This is a genomic window from Kribbella sp. CA-253562, assembly GCF_050942265.1.
Classification (GTDB): domain Bacteria; phylum Actinomycetota; class Actinomycetes; order Propionibacteriales; family Kribbellaceae; genus Kribbella.
This window is the reverse complement of record NZ_CP192049.1, coordinates 6736178-6757793: the sequence shown is the minus strand read 5'-3', so window position 1 is coordinate 6757793 and position 21616 is coordinate 6736178. Positions and strand designations below refer to the sequence as shown.

Sequence of the window (21616 nt, the reverse complement as noted above, 5' to 3'; positions counted from 1 at the left end):
CGAATTCAGCAACCCGAGAGTGAGCCATGTCCGGTCCCAACAAGAACTACGACCCCGTCGAGGTGACTCCGTTGCACGCCGACGAGGTCGAACGGACGCGGGACGAGGCCCTCGACGCCTTCCGGACCGCGGCCGACCTGAGCGCGTTGCAGGAGGCCAAGCTGGCCCACCTCGGTGAGCGCTCGCCGATCGCGCTGGCCAACCGCGAGATCGGCGCGCTGCCGCCGCAGGCCCGCAAGGAGGCCGGCCAGCGGATCGGCTCGGCCCGCAAGGCGATCAACGACGCGTACGCCGCCCGCCTGGCGGTGCTCGAGGCCGAGCACGAGGAGCGGATGCTGGCCACCGAGCAGGTCGACGTGACGCTGCCGTCGAGCCTGCTGCCCGGCGCGCGGCACCCGCTGTCGCTGATCTCCGAGCAGATCGCCGACGTCTTCACCGCGCTCGGCTGGGACGTCGCCGAAGGCCCCGAGGTCGAGGCCGAGTGGCTGAACTTCGACGCGCTGAACTTCCAGCCCGACCACCCGGCGCGGCAGATGCAGGACACCTTCTTCGTCGAGCCGGCCGGCTCAGGGACGGTCCTGCGCACCCACACCTCGCCGGTGCAGGCCCGCTCGATGCTGACCCGTACGCCGCCGATCTACGTGATCTGCCCGGGCCGCGTGTTCCGCACCGACGAGCTCGACGCGACCCACACGCCGGTCTTCTACCAGGTCGAGGGACTCGTCGTCGACGAGGGCATCACGCTCGCGCACCTGAAGGGCACGCTGGACCACTTCGTGGTGTCGATGTTCGGCGAGGGCCTGGAGGCCCGGCTGCGGCCGAACTTCTTCCCGTTCACCGAGCCGTCGGCCGAGGTCGACCTGAAGTGCTTCGTCTGCCGCGGCGCCTCGGTCGGCAACCCCGACCGCCCGTGCCGCACCTGCGGCAGCGAGGGCTGGATCGAGTGGGGCGGCTGTGGCGTGGTCAACCCGCGGGTCCTGCAGGCCTGCGGCATCGACCCCGAGCGGTACTCGGGGTTCGCGTTCGGAATGGGCCTGGAGCGGACGCTGATGTTCCGCAACGGGGTGGAGGACATGCGGGACATGGTCGAGGGTGACGTGCGGTTCAGCCGCCAGTTCGGGATGGAGATCTGATGCGGGTCCCACTGTCGTGGCTTCGCGAGTACGTCGAGCTGCCGGACGGCGTGACCGGCCGCCAGGTCGCGGAGAAGCTGATCCGGGCCGGGCTCGAGGTGGAGACCGTCGTCGAGTCCGACCTGACCGGCCCGCTGGTGGTCGGCAAGGTGCTCAGCTACGAGCCGGAGCCGCAGAAGAACGGCAAGACCATCCGTTGGTGCTCGCTCGACATCGGCAAGGACGAGCCGCAGTGGGTGGTCTGCGGCGCGAGCAACTTCGAGGTCGGTGACCTGGTCGTGGTCGTGCTGCCCGGTGCGGTGCTGCCGGGCGGGTTCGCGATCTCGGCCCGCAAGACCTACGGCCACGTCTCGGCCGGGATGATCTGCTCCAGCTCCGAGCTCGGCCTGGGCGACGACGGGTCGGGCGGCATCGTCGTCCTGCAGCCGGGCGAGGGGACGCCGGGCGACGACGCGATCGAGCTGCTCGGGCTGCGCGACGACGTCCTGGACATCGCGGTCACGCCCGACCGGGGCTACTGCCTGTCGATCCGCGGGGTCGCTCGCGAGGCGGCCACGGCGTACGGGGTGCCGCTGAAGGACCCGGCCGGGCTCGACGTGAACGGCTCGGGTCAGGGTGGTTACCCGGTGCGGGTCGACGACGCCGCCGCGTGCAGCGTGTTCGTCACCCGGACGGTGAGCGGGATCGACCCGAAGGCGCCGTCGCCGCGCTGGCTGCAGCAGCGGCTGGTCGCGGCGGGCATGCGGCCGATCTCGATCGGCGTCGACGTCACGAACTACGTGATGCTCGAGCTCGGGCAGCCGATCCACGGCTACGACAAGGCCCGGCTGAGCGGCGAGATCGTGGTCCGGCGCGCGACGGCCGGCGAGAAGCTGGTGACGCTGGACGACCAGACCCGCGAACTGGACCCCGAGGACCTGCTGATCACCGACGACTCCGGCCCGATCGGCATCGCCGGCGTGATGGGTGGCGCGTCGACGGAGATCTCCGACGCGACCACTGACGTCGTGATCGAGGCCGCGCACTTCGACCCGATCGTGGTCGCCCGCGCGTCGCGCCGCCACAAGCTGTCGTCCGAGGCGTCGCGCCGGTTCGAGCGCGAGGTCGACCCGGCGCTGCCGCGCTACGCCGCCCAGCGCGTGGCCGACCTGCTGGCCGAGCTGGCCGGCGGCACGATCCTGCCGGACGAAACCGTCATCGACACCCACCCGGCGGCGCCGTCGGTGACCTTCCGCGCCGAGCACGCGGCCCGGGTCGCCGGTGCTCCGATCACGGTGGAGGAGAGCACGCGTCACCTGGAGTCGGTCGGTTGCCAGGTCGCCCCTGCCACAGCGGACGCCACGGCGGCTCCGTTTGCTGTTGGTGCCAAGGATTCCGACGCTGAGCTGATCACAGTGACGCCGCCGTCCTGGCGGCCTGACCTTCGCGACCCCAACGACTTCGCCGAAGAAGTGATTCGGCTGTTCGGGTTCGACAACGTGCCGTCGGTGCTGCCGCCGGCTCCGGGTGGGCAGGGGCTGACGGTTTCGCAGCGGCGCCGCCGGCGGATCGCGACGGCGCTGGTCGGGGCGGGGCTGACCGAGGTGGTGTCCTACCCGTTCGTCGGCGAGGCCGACTTCGACGCGATGGGGCTGCCGGCCGACGACTCCCGCCGTACGACGGTGAAGCTGGTCAACCCGTTGTCCGACGAGGAGCCGTCGATGCAGACGACGCTCCTGCCGACCCTGCTGCGGACCGCCGAGCGCAACGTCGGCCGCGGCTCGACCGACCTGGCGATCTTCCAGACCAGCCTGGTGTTCGTCCCGCGCGCGGACGCGAAGCCGGCGCCGTTGCCGACGGTGGCCCAGCGCCCGACCGACGACGAGCTCAAGGCCCTGTACGACGCCCTGCCGGACCAGCCGCTGCACATCGGTGTCGTGCTCACCGGCTCGCGCACTCCCACCGGCTGGTGGGGCAAGGGCCAGCCGGTCAGCTGGGCGGACGCCGTCCAGGTCGCTCGCGCGATCGCGGCGTCGGTCGGCGTCGAGCCGACCCTGCGCAACGTCGAGCGCGCGCCCTGGCACCCGGGCCGCTGTGCCGAGCTCACCGCCGGTGGCACGGTCATCGGGCACGCCGGCGAGCTGCACCCGAAGGTGTGTCAGGCGTTCGGACTGCCGGCCCGGTCGAGCGCGGTCGAGCTGAACCTCGACGCCCTGATCGCGGCCGGTCCGGCCTCGATCACCGCGCACCCGTTCTCGTCGTACCCGGTGGCCAAGGAGGACGTCGCGCTGATCGTCGCCTCCGACGTACCGGCCGCCGAGGTCGAGGCGGCGCTGTCCGAGGGAGCCGGCGAGCTGCTGGAGTCGATCCGGCTGTTTGACGTCTACACCGGCGAGCAGATCGGTGAAGGCAAGAAGTCGCTCGCCTTCGCGCTGCGTTTCCGGGCTCCGGACCGCACGCTCAAGGAGAACGAGGTCGCCGAGACGCGCCAGGCGGCCGTCCAGGTCGCCGTCGACCGCTTCGGCGCCGTCCAGCGCGTCGGCTGAGTTCCGGAGATGAACAGCACCGGCCGCAGGCCGCACCATCCAAGGTGTGTCGCCTGATGGCGTCGCACCCGCGGGTGGCCGTCGCTGCTCCCAACCGGACCGCCGCCGACGCGGGCGTCCGGTTGGCGGCCGAGGGCGGTAACGCGGTGGACGCCGCGATCGCCGCCACGCTGGTCACGATGGTGAACGAGATCGGCGTCGTCTCGCCGGCCTCCGGCGGGTTCGTCACCCTGCAGGTGGCCGGGGGTGAGCCGGTCACGATCGACGGCTGGGTGGAGATGCCCGGCCGCGGCCTGCCCGACGAGCGGTTCGGCCGCGGGGTCTGGGACGTGACCACCGACTACGGCGGCGGCACGACGACCACCGTCGGCCACGGCTCGGTCGCCACCCCGGGCGGCCTGAAGGCCCTCGACCTCGCGCACCGCCGCTCCGGCCAGGCACCCTGGCGCGAGGTCGTGAAGCCGGCCATCGAGGTCGCCCGGCAAGGCTTCACGCTGAGCCGCACCTCCGGGTACTACCTCGGCTACACCCACGACATCATCTTCGGCTGGCACCCGCCGAGCCACGGCGTCGTGCACCACGACGACGGCGAGGTGATCAAGGCCGGCACCACGGTCGTGATCCCCGAGCTGGCCGACGCCCTCGAGCTGATCGCCGAGGCCGGCGCCGAGACCATGTACACCGGCGAGCTGGCCGCGCTGCTGGTCCGCGACATGGCCGACAACGACGGCATCCTGACCGCCGAGGACCTCGCGGCGTACGAAGCCGTGGTGCGTCCCGCGCTGGTCGTGAAGCAGAACGGCTGGAGCCTCGCGACGAACCCGCCACCGGCCGTCGGGGGCGTCGCCGTCGCGGCGATGCTCGCCCTGCTGGACGGCGTACCGTCGCAAGGCGGGTGGAATCCGGCCGAGCTCGAGCGCCTGGTGGAGGTCCAGCACGCGGTCTTCGGCCGCCGGCTGGCCGAGCTCGACGAGGAGGACGTCCGCCGGTTGGCCGGGCAGCAGTTGCTCGACCTCGCCTCGGCCGGCGATCTGCGCGCGCTCACCTCGCCGAGTACGGCGACGGTCTCGGTGGTCGACGACGGGGGCGACGCCTGCGCGATCACGGTCTCGTCGGGTTACGGCTCCGGCGTGATGACTCCGGGCACCGGCATCTGGCTGAACAACGCGCTCGGCGAGCAGGAACTGTTGCACGGCGGCCCGCACAGCCTGGCGCCCGGCACCCGCCTCACCTCGAACATGGCGCCCAGCGTCGCCCGCCGCGACAGCGACGGCGCGGTGCTCGCGATCAGCTCGCCCGGTTCCGACCGGATCCCGACGGCGATCGCCCAGACCTACGCGCTCCACACCCACGGCGGGCTGTCGCTCGAGGAGGCCGTCGAGCATCCCCGGCTGCACGTGCGGGTTCGCGCGGACGTCGTGGTCGACTACGAGGACGACCTCGAGGTGACCGGCGCGACGACCAGTCTGCCGATCCGCCCGATGCCGCCGCACTCGATGTACTTCGGCGGCGTCGCGGCCGCGTTCTGGGAGCCGGAGACCGGTCTGCAGGCGGTCGGCGACCCCCGGCGGACCGGCGCGGTGGCGGTCTCGCCGTCGTGATCCGGCGCCCGCGCACCGACGGGTGTTACGGATCACCTGCAAGTAGCTGCCAATTCAGCGACAAAAGCATCTTTTTCGCCGTTTCGGGCGTTCTTACCTGATGTGGATGCAGATCAGCTGGGGGTGGGTGCGATCGAGCAGGTTCCCGACCTGACCGTCGTCGTGCCGATGTACGACGAGCAAGAGGTGCTGCCGATCTTCTTCGAGCGGATGCGTCCGGTGCTCGACGGCCTCGGCGTCAGCTACGAGCTGCTGGTCGTCGACGACGGCAGCCGGGACGCGACCGCGTCGATGCTGCTCGCCGCCGCGACCGACTGGCCGCAGCTGCGGCTGGTCCGGCTGCTGCGCAACTCCGGCCACCAGGCCGCCATCTCGGCCGGGTTCCGCCGGGCCCGGGGCAACTACCTGGTCACCATCGACGCCGATCTCCAGGACCCGCCCGAGGTGATCGCCGAGCTGCTCGCGACCGCCCGGGACACCGACGTCGACGTCGTGTACGGCGTCCGCTCGGACCGTTCCAGCGACACCTGGGCCAAGCGCACCACGGCGCGGCTGTACTACCGGCTGATGTGCCGCCTGGTCGGCAAGGACATCCCGTTCGACGCCGCCGACTTCCGGCTGGTCTCGCGCCGCGTGGTCGACGCGGTGAACGCGCTGCCCGAGGACGGCCGGGTGTTCCGGCTGGTGATTCCCTGGCTGGGCTTCCCGAGTGCCGAGGTGAAGTACGTCCGGGCCGAGCGTGCCGCCGGCGTGACGAAGTACAACCTGCGCAAGATGCTCCGGCTCGCGTTCGACAGCGTGACCGCGTTCTCCGCGGCGCCGCTGCGGCTGGCCACCTGGCTCGGCCTGTTCGGCGGGCTGTTGTCGGTGGCGTTCGTGATCGGCGCGCTGGTGATCAAGCTGACCGGCCAGTCCATCCCCGGCTGGACCTCGACCGTGCTGGCGGTGGCCGTGATCGGCGCGATTCAGCTGCTCTGCCTAGGCCTCTTGGGTGAGTACGTCGCCCGCTTGTTCCAATCGAGTCAGAAGCGGCCGCAGTTCCTGGTCGGCTACGACAGCCTCGACGACAGCGGGCACCAGGTCCTCGAACGGGGGACCGTCCGCACTTGACGCTCGTCGACCTTCCGCCCACCGGTCGATCGGAAACCTCCGTCCGGCCGATGACCCGGCTCCTGCCGTGGTTGCTCCCGCTGGCCGTCGCACTCGCCGGGCTGCTGTCCGTCGACGTCCCGGTCACCGCGATCCTCCGGTACGCCGTGTACTTCGCCGCGGGCGTCGCGCTGCCCGGCGTGCTCCTGCTGCGTGCGCTGTGGCGCAGTACGGGCAACTGGGCCGAGGACATCGGTCTCGGCACTGTTGTCGGCTTCACCTATCAGCTGCTCGGCTGGGCCCTGTTCACTCTGGCAGGCTGGCAGCAGGCGCTCGTGGTCTGGCCCCTGCTGGTGCTGGCCTTGTTCGCCGCCGTACCGCGACTGCGCGGGCACTGGCGGATCACGGAGCCCAAGTCACTGCCGCTGACCTGGACCTGGGGGCTGGCCGGAGCCGCGGCGGTCATGCTCGGCGGAGCGACCTTCGGCGTCTACGCCTACCACCCGATGCCCCCGGCCGGTACGGCGTACTACCCGGACCTGCTGTTCCACCTGTCGATGGTGAACGAACTGACCCGGTCCGTGCCGCCGCAGCTGCCGCAGGTCGCCGGGCTACCGCTCGACTACCACTGGTTCGCCAACGCGGACATGGCCGGCGCGGTCGACATCACGCGCTTGTCACCGATCCTCGTGCTTTACCGGCTTTGGTTGCTCCCGATGCTGGTGGCGGGCCTGCTGGTCTTCGCCACCTTCGCCCGGACGGTCAGCCGCGCCTGGTGGACCGGCGCGCTGGTCGCGCTCGCCGTCGCCGCGCCGCAGCTCGCCCTCTGGGTCGACAACGGGGTCGACCTGGCGCCGCCGTTCAGTCTGATCAGCCCGTCGCAGACGTTCGGCATGCTGGCCGGTACGGCGGCAGCGGTCTTCCTGGTGGAGCTGCTGTTCCGCGGGCGCCAGCCGAAAGGGCTGTGGGTGCTCGTCGTGACGGTGGCGGTGGTCGGCGGCGGCTCCAAGCCGACGGTCCTGCCGATCCTGGTCGGTGCCGTCGGTTTGTCCGCACTGTTCGTTCTGGTGCGGGACCACAAGCTCCCCGCCCGCTTCGTCGCAGCCGGGGCTCTGCTGGTGGCGTCGGCCGTCGGCACGCTGCTGACGGTTGCCGGGAGCACCAGCGGCTCCGGCCTGCAACTGCTCGCCGTGGTCAAGCTGCAAGGTGGCTACCGAGCGGCGACCCAGGACGCGACTCCGGCCGGTGGTGGCGGACTGATCCTTCCCGCACTGACGTCGGGCCGGTTCCTGTCGGTCATCGGCGCGCTGGTCGTGTTCGCTCTGATGCTGGTCGCCCAGTCGGTCGCACTGGCTGGGTACGGCCTGCTGGGACGGCGTGAGCTCAGGCGCGACCCGCTGGGCTGGTTCCTGCTCGGCGGGCTCGTCGCAGGGTGGGCCGGATTCCTCCTGGTAGACCACCCGTCGGCCAGCGAGTCGTACTTCGTTCGCAGCGTCGTACCGTTCAGCCTGGCCGCGATCGCGTGGATGACCGCGCTCTGGTTCAAGCAGGTCGCGGACCGGCGGCGTGCGGCCGTCACCGTCGCAGTACTGGCCGCCGGAATCGGGCTGGTTTACGCAGCAGCGCTGACGGTGGCCAAGTCGAAGCCGACCGGCGATCAGCTCGACCGAGTCGTCCTGGTGGCTCGTCCACTGGTCGCAGTGCTGGCAGTCACCGTCGTCCTGGTCCTGCTCTGGCCGCTCGCGACCAAGCGCTGGATCCAGCTGGCCGGGCTCGGGGGAGTCGTTGCGCTGGCAACCATCCTCGCGGTCCCGGCCGCCACCACCTTCGCGCTCGGCGTTCGCGCGACGCAGAGCCACCAGGCCAAGTCGTTCACCTCGGAGCACTGGCGAGTCCATCCCGACGAAGCGGCCGCGGCGCTCTGGCTGGCCCGGAACTCACGGCCCGACGACGTTGTCGCGAGCAACACGTACTGCCGTCCGGCCGGGCCGCAGCATCCGGGATGCGACGCCCGTGGGTACATCGTGAGCGGTATCGCGGGCCGCCGGACGGTGATCGAGGGTTGGGCCTACACCCAGCAGGCGATGAGCCGGCAGGGCGTCAACGGTGTGCGCTACACGAACCAGCCGTCGCCCTGGCCCGACCGCGTCGCCCTCACCGACCAAGCGATCGACGATCCCACGCCGGAGGTCCTGCGCCGGTTGCGCGACCAGTACTCCGTCCGCTGGCTGTACGCCGATTCCTACGACGGCCCGGTCTCGCCGGAGCTCGCCAGACTCGCGCATCTCAGACACCGCGAGCAGCACGTCCACATCTACGAACTGACCCGCTGATTTCCGCGTAACATCTCCTCCGCGTGGAGCGTTAGCTCTACGCTGGCCCGTTCGCCCCGGTGCCGACGCGATGCAGGACATGCGTTTTCCGGGGAGGGGGCGGCAGTGGGCAGGATCTCGGGTCGGGCGCGTCCGGTGCTCGCCGCCGCGCTGACGTTCGCGGTGCTGCTCGCGGTGATTCCTGCGGCCGGCTACCAGGTGCCCTCGGCACCTTTCACCCAAACCAGTACGGCGACCGCCGCGATGCCCGGCTCCGGTCTGACCCAGACGATCAGCGCGAGCGGCCGGACCGAGTTGCTCGACGCAACGACCGCGGGGGACCGTGGCCTGACCACCGGCACGTATCAGCCGGCCCTCGCCGGGACCACGCCGGCCCAGGACGTGCTGGTCAACACCGGTGACTGCGCGGCGATCGGCAGCTGCGACCAGCGCGGCACGCTGACGGTCACGTTCTCCCAGCCGGTCCGCGACCCGGTCCTGCACCTCGCGGGCATCGGCGGCGCGTCCACCCAGACCGTCAACGGTCAACCGCGCGCACAGTCCGAGCTGCACGCCGTGCTCCGGCTCACATCGGCCGGTCTGAGTCTGCGCAAGGTCGGCCAGGGCAACAACCTGGCCGTCACCAGCGACACGATCACCGCCGCGAACCACGACGCCGGACCGAACTGCGCCAGCAAGGACACCGGCGCCGGGCCGGACTCCACCGCCACCGCGGCCTGCGGCTCCGTGCAGGTGAACGGCGTCGTCACGACGGTCAGCTTCGACCTGACCGCCGTGTTCACCAAACATCCGAAGCTGCCGGCCTTCAACACCAAGACCTCCGCCGACGCGTTCTCGGTCGTCGCCTCCGTCGGTGAGGACTTCGGTGACGCCACCGCGTCGTACGGCGCGGCCTGGTCGGTGCTCAGCGACCTGCGCCTCGGCGCCGAGGCGACGCAGGACAACGCGACCGTCGCCAACGCGACCACCGGTCCGGCGACAGCCGACCAGGCCGACGACGGGGTCACCTTCGGTCCGCTGCTCACCAGCGCCACGTCGTACTCGGCGCCGGTGGTGCTGACCGGCGCGTCGAAGCCGGGGCAGGTCTGCGGCTGGATCGACCTCGACCGGGACGGTGCCTTCGAGGCCGCCGAGCGGGCCTGCTCGACCTTCGCGGCCGGTCAGGGCCAGACCACGCTGAGCTGGACCAAGTTCGCCCGGGCGGCGTCGGCCGGTCCGACCACCGCACGGGTCCGCGCCGGGTACACCGCGACCCAGGTCGAGAAGCCGACCGGCGCGGCCGACTCCGGCGAGGTCGAGGACCACCCGCTCACGATCACGCCGCCGCCTCCGCCGATCGCCGTGAACGACACCGCCAGTACGGCGTACGACACCGGAGTGACGACCGATGTTCTCGGCAACGACAAGCCGGGTGACCCGAGCGTGCCGTTGCGGCCGAGTTCGTTGTGCCTGCTCGACGCGGCCACCTGCCAGCAGATGGTGATCGTGGTGGGGCAGGGCAAATACGTCGCCACGCCGGACGGCCGGATCGACTTCGACCCGGTGCCGGGCTTCGTCGGGGTGGCCGAGCCGATCACCTATCGGGTTGCCGACAGCAACGGTGCGACAGCGCGCGCGACGCTGACCGTGACGGTCGCACTGCCGGCCAAGCCGGTCGCCGCGCCCGACACCGCGACCACCGCGCAGAACGTCAGTCTCGGGCTGACCCCGCTGGCCAACGACAAGGCCGCGCCCGGCGTCAGTCTCGACCCGAAGTCCGTGCAACTGCGCGACCCGGCCGGCGGCAACGTCACGAGGGATCTGGCGGTCGGCGCGTTCAAGAAGAAGATCATTGTTCCGGGCGAAGGCAGCTACACGGTCAAGCCGGATGGCGGTGTTGACTTCGTGCCGCTGCCGCGCTTCACCGGCGTCGCGACCACCATCGGTTACCGGGTTGCCGACAGCACTGGCCAGCTGACCGAGTCGACGCTCGTCGTCACGGTCACCCCGGTCGTCCCCAAGGCGCTGGGCGACTCGGTGAGTACGCCGTTCGACACCAACGCCGTGGTCTCGGTGCTCGACAACGATGTGCCCGGTTCGCCCGACGCGCCGCTCGATCCCGCGTCGCTCCTGCTCGTGGATCCGGTGAGCGGCAAGCTGGTGAGCAAAGTCGTCGTCCCACGGCAGGGCGAGTTCCAGGTTGCCGAGGGCAAGGTCGTGTTCGCGCCCGCCCACGGGTTCCAGGGCGTCACGACCCCGCTCGGCTATCAGGTGCTCGACAAGAACGGCACACCGACGCGGGCCCAGCTCGTGGTCAGCGTCGACGCCCCGGGCCCGCCGGTCGCGAACCCGGACACTCTCACCACGCTGCAGGGCACCCCGGCGTACTCGTCGGTGCTGGACAACGACAAGCCCGGCCCGACCGGTTCCGCCCTGGTGGCCGACAGCGTGCGGCTGGTGCCCGCCGAGCGCGGCGAACCGGGGAACTCACTGGAGATCCCGGGACAGGGCAAGTACTCGACGCGACCGGACGGCCGGATCCTGTTCGAGCCGGTGCCGAAGTTCCACGGCAAGGCGACCCCGGTGAAGTACCAGGTGGCCGACGGCAACGGAGCGATCGGCACGGCCACGCTGACCGCCCAGGTGACCCGGGTCCAGCCCGACGCGACCGACGACACCGCGAGTACCGCGTACGACACGAACGTGACAGTCCGGGTGCTGTCCAACGACTCCGCGGGCGATCCGACGCTGCCGCTGGTGCCGACCAGCCTGAAGCTGATCGACCCGGTCGGCGAGGTCGCGCGTCAGGTGGTCGTTGTCGACGGCCAGGCCACGTTCACGGTGAAGCCGGACGGTTTGGTGGAGGTCGATCCGCTGCCGTCGTTCACCGGGGTCGTGACGCCGCTGGCCTACACGGTCACCGACGTGAACGGTACGCCGGCCGGCGCGAAGCTCACCGTGACGATCGCGAAGCCGTCGCCGCCGGTCGCCAAACCCGACACCGTCCGGACCCTGCAGGACGTGACGGTGCGCATCGATGCCCTCGCCAACGACACCGCCGGGCAGAGCACCGGGCTGGATCCGGTCAGCGTGGTGCTGATCGATCCCGCGGACGGTTCGCTGAAGAAGATCGTCACGGTGCCCGGGCAGGGCCGGTGGCACGTCGACCCGGACGGGACCGTGGTGTTCGACCCGATCCCGGCGTTCACCGGTCCGGTGACGACGCTGACGTACCGGGTCTCGGACTGGTTCGACCAGGCGACGCGGTCCACGCTCGCGGTCTCGGTCGCGCCGGTGACACCGGTCGCGGTGGACGACAACACGACCACGCCGTACGACACGGTGGTGCGGGTGCGGGTCCTCGGCAACGACAAGGCGGGTGACCCGACCGCGCCGCTGGTGCCGGGCACGCTGCGCCTCGAGGATCCGGCCGACGGGGTGTTCAAGCCGTCGGTGACGGTCAAGGGGCAAGGTGTTTTCACCGCGCGCGACGGGGTGGTCGTCTTCGACCCGGCGCCGGGGTTCAGTGGCTCGGCGCCGGAGCTGACCTACCAGGTGGCCGACGACAACGGGACGTACGCGACCGCGGTGGTGCGGATCACCGTCGGGGCGCCGCCGGTCGCGCGGCCGGACCTGGCGTCAACGCCGCAGGACGTGACGGTGACGATCGACGTGCTCGGCAACGACAGCCCGGGCACGGGGGCGAAGCTGGACCCGGCGTCCGTCGTACTGCGGGATGCCGCGGCGCGGGCGGGCTTCGCCCGGACGGTGACCGTGGCCGGACAGGGCACGTACACGGTGCAGGACACCGGGGCCGTGGTGTTCGATCCTCTGCCGTCGTTCCGGGGCAAAGCGCGGCCGATCACCTACCAAGTTGCCGATAGCAACAAGTCGGTCGCGACCGCGACGCTGGTGCTGACCGCGACGCCGATCGATCCGTTCACCGTCGACGACGCCGCCATCACGCCGTTCAACCGCGCGATCACCGTCGACGTCGTGGCCAACGACAAACCGGGCGATCCGAGCGCGCCGCTGGTGCCCGCCAGCCTGCTGATGAAGGATCCCGCCGACGGTGCCTACCGCGCGACGGTGACGCAGCCCGGCGAGGGCACGTACGTCGCGGACAAGACCGGGCGGATCACCTTCACGCCGGTGAAGAACTATCAAGGCGTGACGACGCCGGCGACGTACCGGATCACCGACGACAACGGGACGACCGCCGAGGGGCTGCTGTTCCTGACCGTCGGCAAGGGGCCGGAGGCCAAGCCGGACAGCGTGACCACCAAGCAGAACGGCGCGATCACCCTCGACCCGCTCGCGAACGACCAGCCCGGCACGGCAGCGGAGCTGGAGAAGGCGTCGGTCCGCATCTTCGGCACCGCGCCGGTCCGGACCTGGGACCTGAAGGCGAAGATCGCCGGCCAGGGCAGCTTCGCGGTCGACGCGACGACCGGCAAGATCACCTTCACGCCGGTGGCGTCGTTCCGCGGGACGAGCTCGATCGCCTACCAGGTCACGGACACGAGTGGGAACAAGGCGGCCGCGACCGTCACCGTGACCGTGACGCGCATCGATCCGGCGCCGGTCGACGACACCGCGACGACGCCCTTCGACACCGCGATCACGGTGCCGGTGCTCGGCAACGACAAGCCGGGCGATTCGACCGCTCCGTTGGTCCCCGCGTCGGTCCGAGTGGTCGATCCGACGACCGGTGACGCGGTGTCCTCGCTCCGGGTCGCCGGGCAGGGCGTGTGGACCGCGCAGCCCGACGGGGGAGTGCGGCTGATGCCGGAGAGCGGTTCGACCGGCTCCGTCACCCCGCTGACGTACCAGGTGAGCGACAGCAACGGCAGCACCGGTACGGCGACCCTGACGGTGACCGTCGAGGCCAGACCGGTCGCATCGCCCGACCGGGTCGAGACCAAGCAGCATCAGCCGATCACCGTCGATCCGCTGGCCAACGACAAGCCCGGGCCCGGCGCGAAGCTCGACCCGGCGACGCTGCTGCTGGTGGAGCCGGACGGTGACCTGGTCAGCCGGGTGACGGTGCCCGGCCAGGGCACGCTGGTAGTTGCCGAGGGCAAGGTCACGTTCAGCCCAGTGGCGCGTTTCACCGGCACCACCCGGCCGGCGCCGTACGAGGTGAAGGACAGCAACCGCAATGCGGCCCGCTCGACCGTCTCGGTAACCGTGCTCCCGGTCCGGCCCGTCGCGACCGACGACACCGCGCGGACGGCGTACGGGAAGGCGGTGGTGGTCCCGGTGCTCGGCAACGACAAGGCAGGTGATCCGTCGGCGGCGCTGAACCCGGCGTCGGTGGTGGTCCGGGATCCGGCCGACGGCAAGGACAAGAAGACGGTGACGCTCCCGGGGGAGGGCACGTTCACGGTCGCGGCGGCCGGGACGATCGGGTTCACCCCGGCCCGCGGCTTCAGCGGCACGACGCGCGCGGTCGGCTACCGGGTCACGGACGCGAACGGTACGTCCGACACCGCGCAGCTCGAAGTCACCGTCGCGGCCCCGGCGGGTGCGCAGGCGACCCAGGACGACGGGACCGCGAGTTCCGGCAATCCAGCGGTCGTCAATCCCCTGCTGAACGACGCGGCGACCGAAGGGGCGTCGTGGGTGCGGTCGAGCGTCTGCTTGGTCACCGGCACGGCCACCTGCGCGTCGCGGGTCGTCGTGCCGGGGGTTGGGGTGTGGACCGTCGGCAGTGACGGGACGATCCGGCTGGTGCCCGAGCGCAGCTTCGAAGGCCTCGCCAAGGCGGCGTACCGGGTCACCGACACCGGCGGCAGGACGGTGGACTCCCAGGTGAAGGTTGTCGTCGGCGCCAGTCCGCCCATGTCGCCTGAGCCGTCGTCCGGCGGGGCTCCCGCCGCAGCGCTTCCTGACACCGGCGGCCCGTCCGTCTTCGTCCTCACCCTCGGCGGACTGCTCGCAGCCCTCGGCGTGACCCTGCTCCGCCGACGCCGCCCCTGAACGAGCCAGGCCGGGCCCCGCTGAGGAGCGGGACCCGGCCTCGCTTCACTTGGCCCGGTAGCGAGTGAGCACAACGCCGGAGTCGAACGGCCGCGCCTCGACCAACTGCAGCCGAAGCAGTCCCTGTCCGTCCGGGAACAGCTTCCGCCCCTGCCCGACCACGACGGGGTAGACGAACAACCGGTACTCGTCCACCAGCCCAGCGGCCTCCAGTTGGTGCACCAGCTCGATGCTGCCGGTCACCACGATGTCCTTGCCCGGCGACTCCTTCAGCGCAGCGACCTCGTCGAGTCCCCGCAGCACCGTCGTCGGTTCCCACGCGGGATCTTGCAGCGTGGTCGACACGACGTACTTCTGCACCGTGTTCAGGTACTCGGTGACGCCGGTCCGGTCGTCGGTCTGCTGCGGCCAGTAGCCGCGCATCGCCTCGAAGGTCTGGCGGCCGGTGAGGAACGCGTCGGCGGCCGCGCTGTGCTGCCGGGTCACCTCGAGCAGGTCTCCGGTGTCACCGTCGAGCACTTGGAACCAGTCGTCGGATGCCTCGACAACCCCGTCGAGGGTGATGTTCTGGGTGACGATCAGATCGCGCATCGCCGAAACCTCCTGGTCGGTCGGATGCCGGGACGTCGGTGCCGGCCCGCGTTCCTCGACATCCGGTACTCAGCGAGTACCCAGGTCGGTGACCAGCATGATCTCGTCGCGGTAGTCGTCGGCGGCGACGCGGACCGCGCGGGGGTGCCGGCCGACGACGCGGTAGCCGAGCTTGCCGTAGAAGGCGTCCAGGTTGCCGCCGTCGCGGATGGTGAGCATCAGTTGCTCCAGGCCGAGCTGTTCGGCCGACGTGCGCAGGCCGTTCATCAGCAAGCGACCGGCGCCGTTGCCCTGGTACTTGGGGTGCACCATCACGCGCAGCACCGTCCGCCAGTGCGAGCTCAGCTGGCCGCCGTTGGCGACGAGCAGGCCCATGCCGACGTACCGGTCGCCGTTGTGCAGTACGCCGAGCAGGTCCTGGCCGGATCCGACCCGCTCGAGCGCGCGGTCCAGCGTTTCGGCGACCAGGTCGACCGGTGCCGGCGCGGTGAACCCGACGCTGCCGCCGGCGTCGGTCGCCGCGACCCAGGTGTCCAGCAGGTCCGCGCGCAGGCCGGGCTCGGAGACCCCGTCCGGTTCGATCACGACGTACTCCACAGTGGTCCCTTCTGCGACTCGGTTGCAGGAAGGAGTCTAAATCAGCCGGTTGGGTACCAGGCGGCAAACCCGGGAAGGAGCACCATGCCGAGCGTTCTGCACCGCACTGTCGACCTCGACGGAGTCGAGATCTTCTACCGCGAAACCGGTCCGTCCGACGCGCCCGTCCTGCTGCTGCCGCACGGCTATCCGTCCTCGTCGTTCCAGTTCCGCGGGCTGATGCCCGCGCTCGGTGACCAGTGGCGGGTGCTCGCACCGGACTTCCCGGGCTTCGGCTACAGCGCCGCCCCGGACGACTTCGAGTACACCTTCGCGAACTACGCGACGCTGCTGCAGCGGTTCCTGGACACGCTGGGGGTCGGGCAGTTCGTGCTCTACCTGTTCGACTACGGCTCGCAGGTCGGCTTCCAGCTGGCACTGCGGGACCCGGCCCGGATCGCCGGGCTGATCATCCAGAACGGCGACGCGTACGAGGAGACGCTCGGCCCGAAGTACGCCGCGCTGAAGGAGTACTGGGCAGACCCGACCGAGGAGCGGCGGGCGGCGCTGGCCGAGGCGGTCAGCTTCGACGGGTTCCGCGAGGAGGTGCTCGGCGAGGTGCCGCCGCACACTGCCGAGCGGATCAGCCCCGACCTGTGGCAGCTGTCCTGGCCACTGCTGCGGGATCACCGTGACATCATGTCCGGCTTCTTCCTGGAGATCCGGGAGAGCGTGCGGCAGTACCCGGCGTACCACGAGTACCTGCGCGAGTGGCAGCCGCCGACGCTGATCCTGTGGGGTCCGCAGGACGGGTACATGCCGGCCGAGGCCGCTCGCGCGTACCTGGCCGACGTACCGAAGGCTGAGCTGCACCTGTTCGAGGACGGCGGGCACTGGTTGCTGGAGAGCCACCTGGACGAGGTGGTGCCGCTGGTGCGGGACTTCCTCAGCAGAGTTGGTTTCGCCGCGGCACCCCGGTGAGCTTGTCGGGATTGCGGACGACGTACAGGTGGCTGATCAGGCCGTCGTCGCCGACCTCCAGGAAACCGGCGGTGTCGACCTCGTCGCCGTCGTAGGCGATGTAGGCGATCTCGCCGTTGAGTTCGGTCGTGCTGAACTCCATCCGGGCGGTCTCCTCGGAGGCGATCACCGCGATCAGCCAGCGCGCGACCTTGTCGGCGCCGTACATCGGCCGGAGCGCGGCCCGGCGCTTGCCGCCGCCGTCGCTGACCAGCTCCACGTCGGGCGCCAGCATCGCGACCACCTGCTGGTAGTCACCCGACGCGGACGCCGCCATGAACCGGTTGGTGAGCTCGAGGTGCCGCGCCTTGTCGACGCGGTGCCGCGGCTGCCGCGCGTGCACGTGCTCGCGGGCGCGGTGCGCCAGCTGCCGTACGGCGGCCTCGGACCGGCCCAGGGTGTCGGCGATCTCGCTGAACGGCAGGTCGAACACCTCCCGCAGCACGAACGCGGCCCGCTCCAGTGGCGACAGCGTCTCCAGCACGACCAGCATCGCCATCGACACCGAGTCGGCGACCTCGGCGACCGCAGCCGGGTCCTGCTCGCCGGGCGTCGCCGCGATCGGCTCCGGCAGCCACGGGCCGACGTACTGCTCCCGGCGGGACTTCTGCTGACGGAGCCGGTTCAGCGCGAGCCGGGTGGTGATGCGGATCAGGTACGCGCGGACGTCGCGGACGTCGGTCCGGTCCGCGCTGGACCAGCGCAGCCAGGTCTCCTGGACGACGTCCTCCGCGTCGGCCACACTGCCGACCACCCGGTACGCCGCGCCGACCAGGACCGCGCGGTGCTCGGCGAACTCCGCCGCCAGCTCGTCGCTCATGCCGGCCTCAACTCGCAGGTCTCCTTGAACCCCTGGCTGGTCAGCCCGAGCGCGGCGTTGGTCCGCGAGCGGTAGTTCTCCAGCGAGATCTGCGCGGTGAGCTCGACCAGCTCCGCTTCGGACAGGTCCTGCCGCAACCGCTCGACCTGCTGGTCGGTCACCGTCGGCGGAGTCGCCGTCGCCGCTGCCGCGTAGCCCATCACCGCGCGCTCCAGATCCGTGTAGACGTCGCTGTCCCGCCACTGTGGCACAGCGCGCAGCTTGACCGGGTCGACGTTGCGGTGATGGAACTCCCAGAAACCGAAGTCCATGCACCAGCTGCAGCCGATCTCCGCACTGACCACCATCGTGGCCAGCGCCTTCAAGGTCGGATCCAGTCGCTTCCACCGCGCTGCCGACCCCTCCATCACCAGCATGGTCGTCAGCACGCCCTTGTGGTGCAACGCCACCTTTCCGGGATCCAGCACCTCGCCGTACTTGCGCCGGCTGTACCACTCCATCGCCCGCACGAACGCCGTTCGCCGGTGCACCAAGCTGATCCGAGCCATCGTCGCGCCTCCTCGTCAGTGGTCGTCACGCTCACAGACACGCGCGGGCGGCCGACTGTGACATGACGTGCGTCACCGATCGTGCGTAGGCTCGAAGCAGGTATCGGGGTTGGATATTCATGCGTTGTCTGACATACTCATTCACATGACGCTGAGGGTCGCGGTCGCAGGGGCCAGTGGATATGCCGGGGGAGAGCTGCTCCGGCTGCTCTCGACGCACCCGGAGGTGGAGATCGGGGCGCTGACCGCCGGTGGCAACGCCGGATCGACCCTGGGGCAGCACCACCCGCACCTGACGCCGCTGGCCGGCCGGGTGCTCGAGGAGACCTCCGTGGCGACGCTGGCCGGACACGATGTCGTGTTCTTGGCCCTGCCGCACGGGCAGTCCGCCGAAATCGCCGAGCAGCTCGGCGACGACGTCACCGTGATCGACTGCGGCGCGGACTTCCGGCTGGTCGACTCCGAGGCCTGGGTGGAGTTCTACGGCGGCAAGCACGCCGGCCACTGGCCGTACGGCCTGCCCGAGCTGCCCGGTCAACGCGACAAGCTCCGCGGCGCCAACCGGGTCGCCGTGCCGGGCTGCTATCCCACCGTGTCCACCCTTGCCCTGCTCCCCGCCGTACAGGCAGGTCTCGTCGACAGCGCCCAACTGGTGGTGGTCGCTGTCAGCGGGACGTCGGGAGCGGGCAAGGGTCCCAAGCCGAACCTGCACGGCGCCGAGGTGATGGGCTCGGCCTCCGCGTACGGCGTGGGCGGCGTCCATCGGCACACCCCGGAGATCGAGCAGAACCTCGCGCCGCACACCGACGGCCCGGTCAGCGTCTCCTTCACCCCGGTGCTCGCGCCGATGGCCCGCGGCATTCTCGCGACCTGCAGCGCGCCGGTGGCCGAAGGTACGACGTACGAGCAGCTCCGAGCGGTCTACGAGCAGGCGTACGGCGACGAGCCGTTCATCCACGTACTGCCCGAGGGGCAGTGGCCGCAGACGCAGGCCACCCTCGGGGCGAACACCGTGCACCTGCAACTCGCGCTCGACCAGCGCACCGGCCGCGTCGTCGTCGTGGCCGCCCTCGACAACCTGACCAAGGGCACCGCCGGCGCCGCCGTGCAGTGCATGAACCTGGCCGCCGGTCTCGACGAGACCCTGGCCCTTCCCCTCGTAGGAGTCGCCCCATGACAGCTCTGGGGACCGTCGCCGTCACCCCGCACGCCTCGGTCGATCGGAGCGCCGGGGTCACCGCGCCGGCCGGCTTCCGCGCGGCCGGGGTGACCGCCGGGATCAAGCCCGCCGGCAAGCCTGACCTGACCGTCGTCGTGAACGACGGCCCGGAGTACGCCGCAGCCGGCGTCTTCACCACCAACAAGGTGAAGGCCGCGCCGGTGCTGTGGTCCCAGCAGGTGCTCACCGCGGGCAAGCTGAAGGCCGTCGTGCTCAACTCCGGCGGCGCCAACGCGTGCACCGGTCCCGAGGGTTTTCAGGACACGCACCAGACCGCTGAGGAGCTGGCCTCGATCCTCGGCGTCGGCGCGATCGAGATCGGCGTCTGCTCCACCGGCCTGATCGGTGAGCGGCTCCCGATGGACAAGCTGCTGCCCGGCCTGTCCGCCGCGGTCGGCGCACTCGGGTCGACCGCGGAGCACAGCCTGGCCGCCGCGACCGCGGTGATGACGACGGACAACGTGCCGAAGCAGGCGGTGCTCACCCACGAGGGTGGCTGGAGCATCGGCGGCTTCGCGAAGGGCGCCGGCATGTGCGCGCCGAACATGGCGACCATGCTGAGCGTGATCACCACCGACGCCGTCCTGGACCAGCCGCATCTCGACCACGCGCTGCGCAACGCGGTCGGCAAGACCTTCAACCGGCTCGACGTCGACGGGGGAACGTCGACCAACGACACGGTGCTGCTGCTCAGCTCGGGCGCCTCGGGCGTCACCGTGACGCCGGAGGAGTTCGAGGTGGCGCTGACCGCGCTGGCCGCCGACCTGGTCAAGCAGCTGCAGGCCGACGCCGAGGGCGTCACCAAGCACGTCAGCATCACCGTGCTGAACGCCGCCACCGAGGCCGAGGCGGTCGCCGCCGCCAAGGTGGTTGCCGAGGACAACCTCTGCAAAACGGCGTTCTTCGCCAGCGATCCGAACTGGGGACGGATCGCGATGGCGGTGGGCAACGCGCCGACGGCGTTCGACCCGCAGCTGCTCGACATCACACTGAACGGCGCGGCGATCTGCGTGGCCGGCGGCAAGGGAGTCGACCGGTCCGAGGCGGATCTGTCCGGGCCGGAGATCGACGTGGTGATCGATTTGCACGCCGGGGACGCGTCGGCGACGGTGCTGACGACCGACCTATCGCACGCGTACGTAGAAGAGAACTCGGCGTACTCCTCATGAGCTGTACTTTTTGCCTCGCCTCCGGCTCGGCGTGGTCATGGGGCTTGGTCTCCCGGTCTTCCCTCGTCGCTCCGGTCGCTTCGCTCCCTCCACTCCTCAGTCCAGACCGGGAGGCCCCATGACCGACACGATCCATTCCTCGACCGCGCAGGCCAGCGCCGTCGAGAAGGCGGCCGTGCTGACCGAGGCGTTGCCGTGGTTGAAGCAGTTCCACGGCAAGACGATCGTGGTGAAGTACGGCGGCAACGCGATGGTCGACGACGAGCTCAAGCAGGCGTTCGCCTCCGACATCGTGTTCCTGCGGCACTGCGGCGTCCGGGTGGTCGTCGTACACGGTGGTGGTCCGCAGATCAGCGAGATGCTCGGCCGGCTCGGCATCGACAGCGAGTTCCGCGGCGGGCTGCGAGTGACCACACCCGAGGCGATGGACGTGGTCGGCATGGTGCTGGTCGGCAAGGTCGGCCGCGAGCTGGTCGGCCTGCTGAACGCGCACGGGCCGTTCGCGGTCGGCATGTCCGGCGAGGACGCCGGGCTGTTCACCGCCGAGCGGCGCGGACTGATGATCGACGGCGAGACGGTCGACATCGGCCTGGTCGGCGACGTGGTCGACGTCCGGCCCGAAGCCGTGATCGACCTGATCGACGCCGGCCGGATCCCGGTCGTGTCGACGATCGCCCCGGACGAGGACGGCCAGGCCCACAACGTGAACGCCGACACCGCCGCGTCCGCGCTGGCGGTCGCGCTCGGCGCCGAGAAGCTCGTCGTACTGACCGACGTCGCGGGGCTGTACCGCAACTGGCCGGACAGCGAGGAGATCATCACCCAGATCGACGCCGCCGAACTGGCCGAACTGCTGCCGACGCTGGCCTCCGGCATGGTGCCGAAGATGGAGGCGTGCCTGCGCGCGGTCCAGTCCGGCGTCTCCCGCGCCACCGTGATCGACGGCCGCGTACCGCACTCGCTCCTGCTCGAGATCTTCACCGACGCCGGAAGTGGAACCCAGGTGATCCCGTCATGACTCTACGATTTGC

The 21616-nt window shown here is 70.7% G+C and carries 14 protein-coding genes; 10 read left to right on the top strand and 4 right to left on the bottom strand.

Annotated elements, in window-relative coordinates; all coding sequences use genetic code 11:
- Window positions 1–26: 26 nt before the first annotated feature.
- The 6 genes from pheS (at window position 27) to ACQPXM_RS31735 (ending at window position 14642) form a co-directional block, all read left to right on the top strand.
- A complete protein-coding gene (pheS, locus tag ACQPXM_RS31760) occupies window positions 27–1133 on the top strand; it encodes a phenylalanine--tRNA ligase subunit alpha (RefSeq protein WP_432940491.1) in 1107 nt (368 codons plus the stop codon).
- On the top strand, window positions 1133–3658 hold the full coding sequence (pheT, locus tag ACQPXM_RS31755; protein ID WP_432940488.1) for a phenylalanine--tRNA ligase subunit beta: 2526 nt from the start codon (window positions 1133–1135) through the stop codon (window positions 3656–3658). The genes pheS and pheT overlap by 1 nt, the downstream gene beginning before the upstream one ends.
- A 56-nt stretch (window positions 3659–3714) precedes the next feature.
- On the top strand, window positions 3715–5259 hold the full coding sequence (locus tag ACQPXM_RS31750; RefSeq protein WP_432940485.1) for a gamma-glutamyltransferase: 1545 nt from the start codon (window positions 3715–3717) through the stop codon (window positions 5257–5259).
- Window positions 5260–5382: 123 nt separating this feature from the next.
- Window positions 5383–6369 (top strand): glycosyltransferase family 2 protein, encoded by a 987-nt coding sequence (locus ACQPXM_RS31745; RefSeq protein WP_432940482.1) that lies wholly within the window; start codon window positions 5383–5385, stop codon window positions 6367–6369.
- A gap of 50 nt (window positions 6370–6419) precedes the next feature.
- A complete protein-coding gene (locus ACQPXM_RS31740; protein ID WP_432940479.1) occupies window positions 6420–8681 on the top strand; it encodes a hypothetical protein in 2262 nt (753 codons plus the stop codon).
- Window positions 8682–8786: 105 nt separating this feature from the next.
- Entirely contained in the window at window positions 8787–14642 is a 5856-nt protein-coding gene (locus ACQPXM_RS31735; protein ID WP_432940476.1) for an Ig-like domain-containing protein, read from the top strand.
- Between the two features lie 45 nt (window positions 14643–14687).
- Here ACQPXM_RS31735 and ACQPXM_RS31730 read toward each other — a convergent pair whose 3' ends face one another.
- Window positions 14688–15233 (bottom strand): dihydrofolate reductase family protein, encoded by a 546-nt coding sequence (locus ACQPXM_RS31730; RefSeq protein WP_432940473.1) that lies wholly within the window; start codon window positions 15231–15233, stop codon window positions 14688–14690.
- Between the two features lie 69 nt (window positions 15234–15302).
- Entirely contained in the window at window positions 15303–15818 is a 516-nt protein-coding gene (locus ACQPXM_RS31725; protein WP_432940470.1) for an N-acetyltransferase family protein, read from the bottom strand.
- A gap of 96 nt (window positions 15819–15914) precedes the next feature.
- Between ACQPXM_RS31725 and ACQPXM_RS31720 the strand changes: the two genes are divergently transcribed.
- Complete coding sequence (locus ACQPXM_RS31720) at window positions 15915–16790, top strand: alpha/beta fold hydrolase (RefSeq protein WP_432940467.1); 876 nt, start codon at window positions 15915–15917, stop codon at window positions 16788–16790.
- Here the strand turns inward: ACQPXM_RS31720 and sigJ are convergent.
- Both sigJ and ACQPXM_RS31710 read right to left on the bottom strand, forming a co-directional pair.
- On the bottom strand, window positions 16756–17649 hold the full coding sequence (sigJ, locus tag ACQPXM_RS31715) for an RNA polymerase sigma factor SigJ (protein WP_432940464.1): 894 nt from the start codon (window positions 17647–17649) through the stop codon (window positions 16756–16758). The genes ACQPXM_RS31720 and sigJ overlap by 35 nt on opposite strands.
- Window positions 17646–18197 carry a carboxymuconolactone decarboxylase family protein gene (locus tag ACQPXM_RS31710; protein WP_432940462.1) on the bottom strand — a complete coding sequence of 184 codons (552 nt, stop codon included), beginning with the start codon at window positions 18195–18197 and terminating at the stop codon, window positions 17646–17648. Before ACQPXM_RS31710 ends, sigJ begins: the two co-directional genes overlap by 4 nt.
- A gap of 145 nt (window positions 18198–18342) precedes the next feature.
- On the opposite strand from ACQPXM_RS31710, the gene argC reads away from it, so the two are divergent.
- From argC to argB, 3 genes are all read left to right on the top strand, one after another.
- A complete protein-coding gene (gene argC, locus ACQPXM_RS31705) occupies window positions 18343–19374 on the top strand; it encodes an N-acetyl-gamma-glutamyl-phosphate reductase (protein ID WP_432940460.1) in 1032 nt (343 codons plus the stop codon).
- Entirely contained in the window at window positions 19371–20585 is a 1215-nt protein-coding gene (gene argJ / locus ACQPXM_RS31700) for a bifunctional glutamate N-acetyltransferase/amino-acid acetyltransferase ArgJ (protein ID WP_432940458.1), read from the top strand. Before argC ends, argJ begins: the two co-directional genes overlap by 4 nt.
- 118 nt (window positions 20586–20703) lie before the next feature.
- The gene (gene argB / locus ACQPXM_RS31695) at window positions 20704–21603 is read left to right on the top strand and encodes an acetylglutamate kinase (protein ID WP_432940455.1); all 900 of its coding nucleotides are present in this window, start codon (window positions 20704–20706) and stop codon (window positions 21601–21603) included.
- Window positions 21604–21616: the final 13 nt, after the last annotated feature.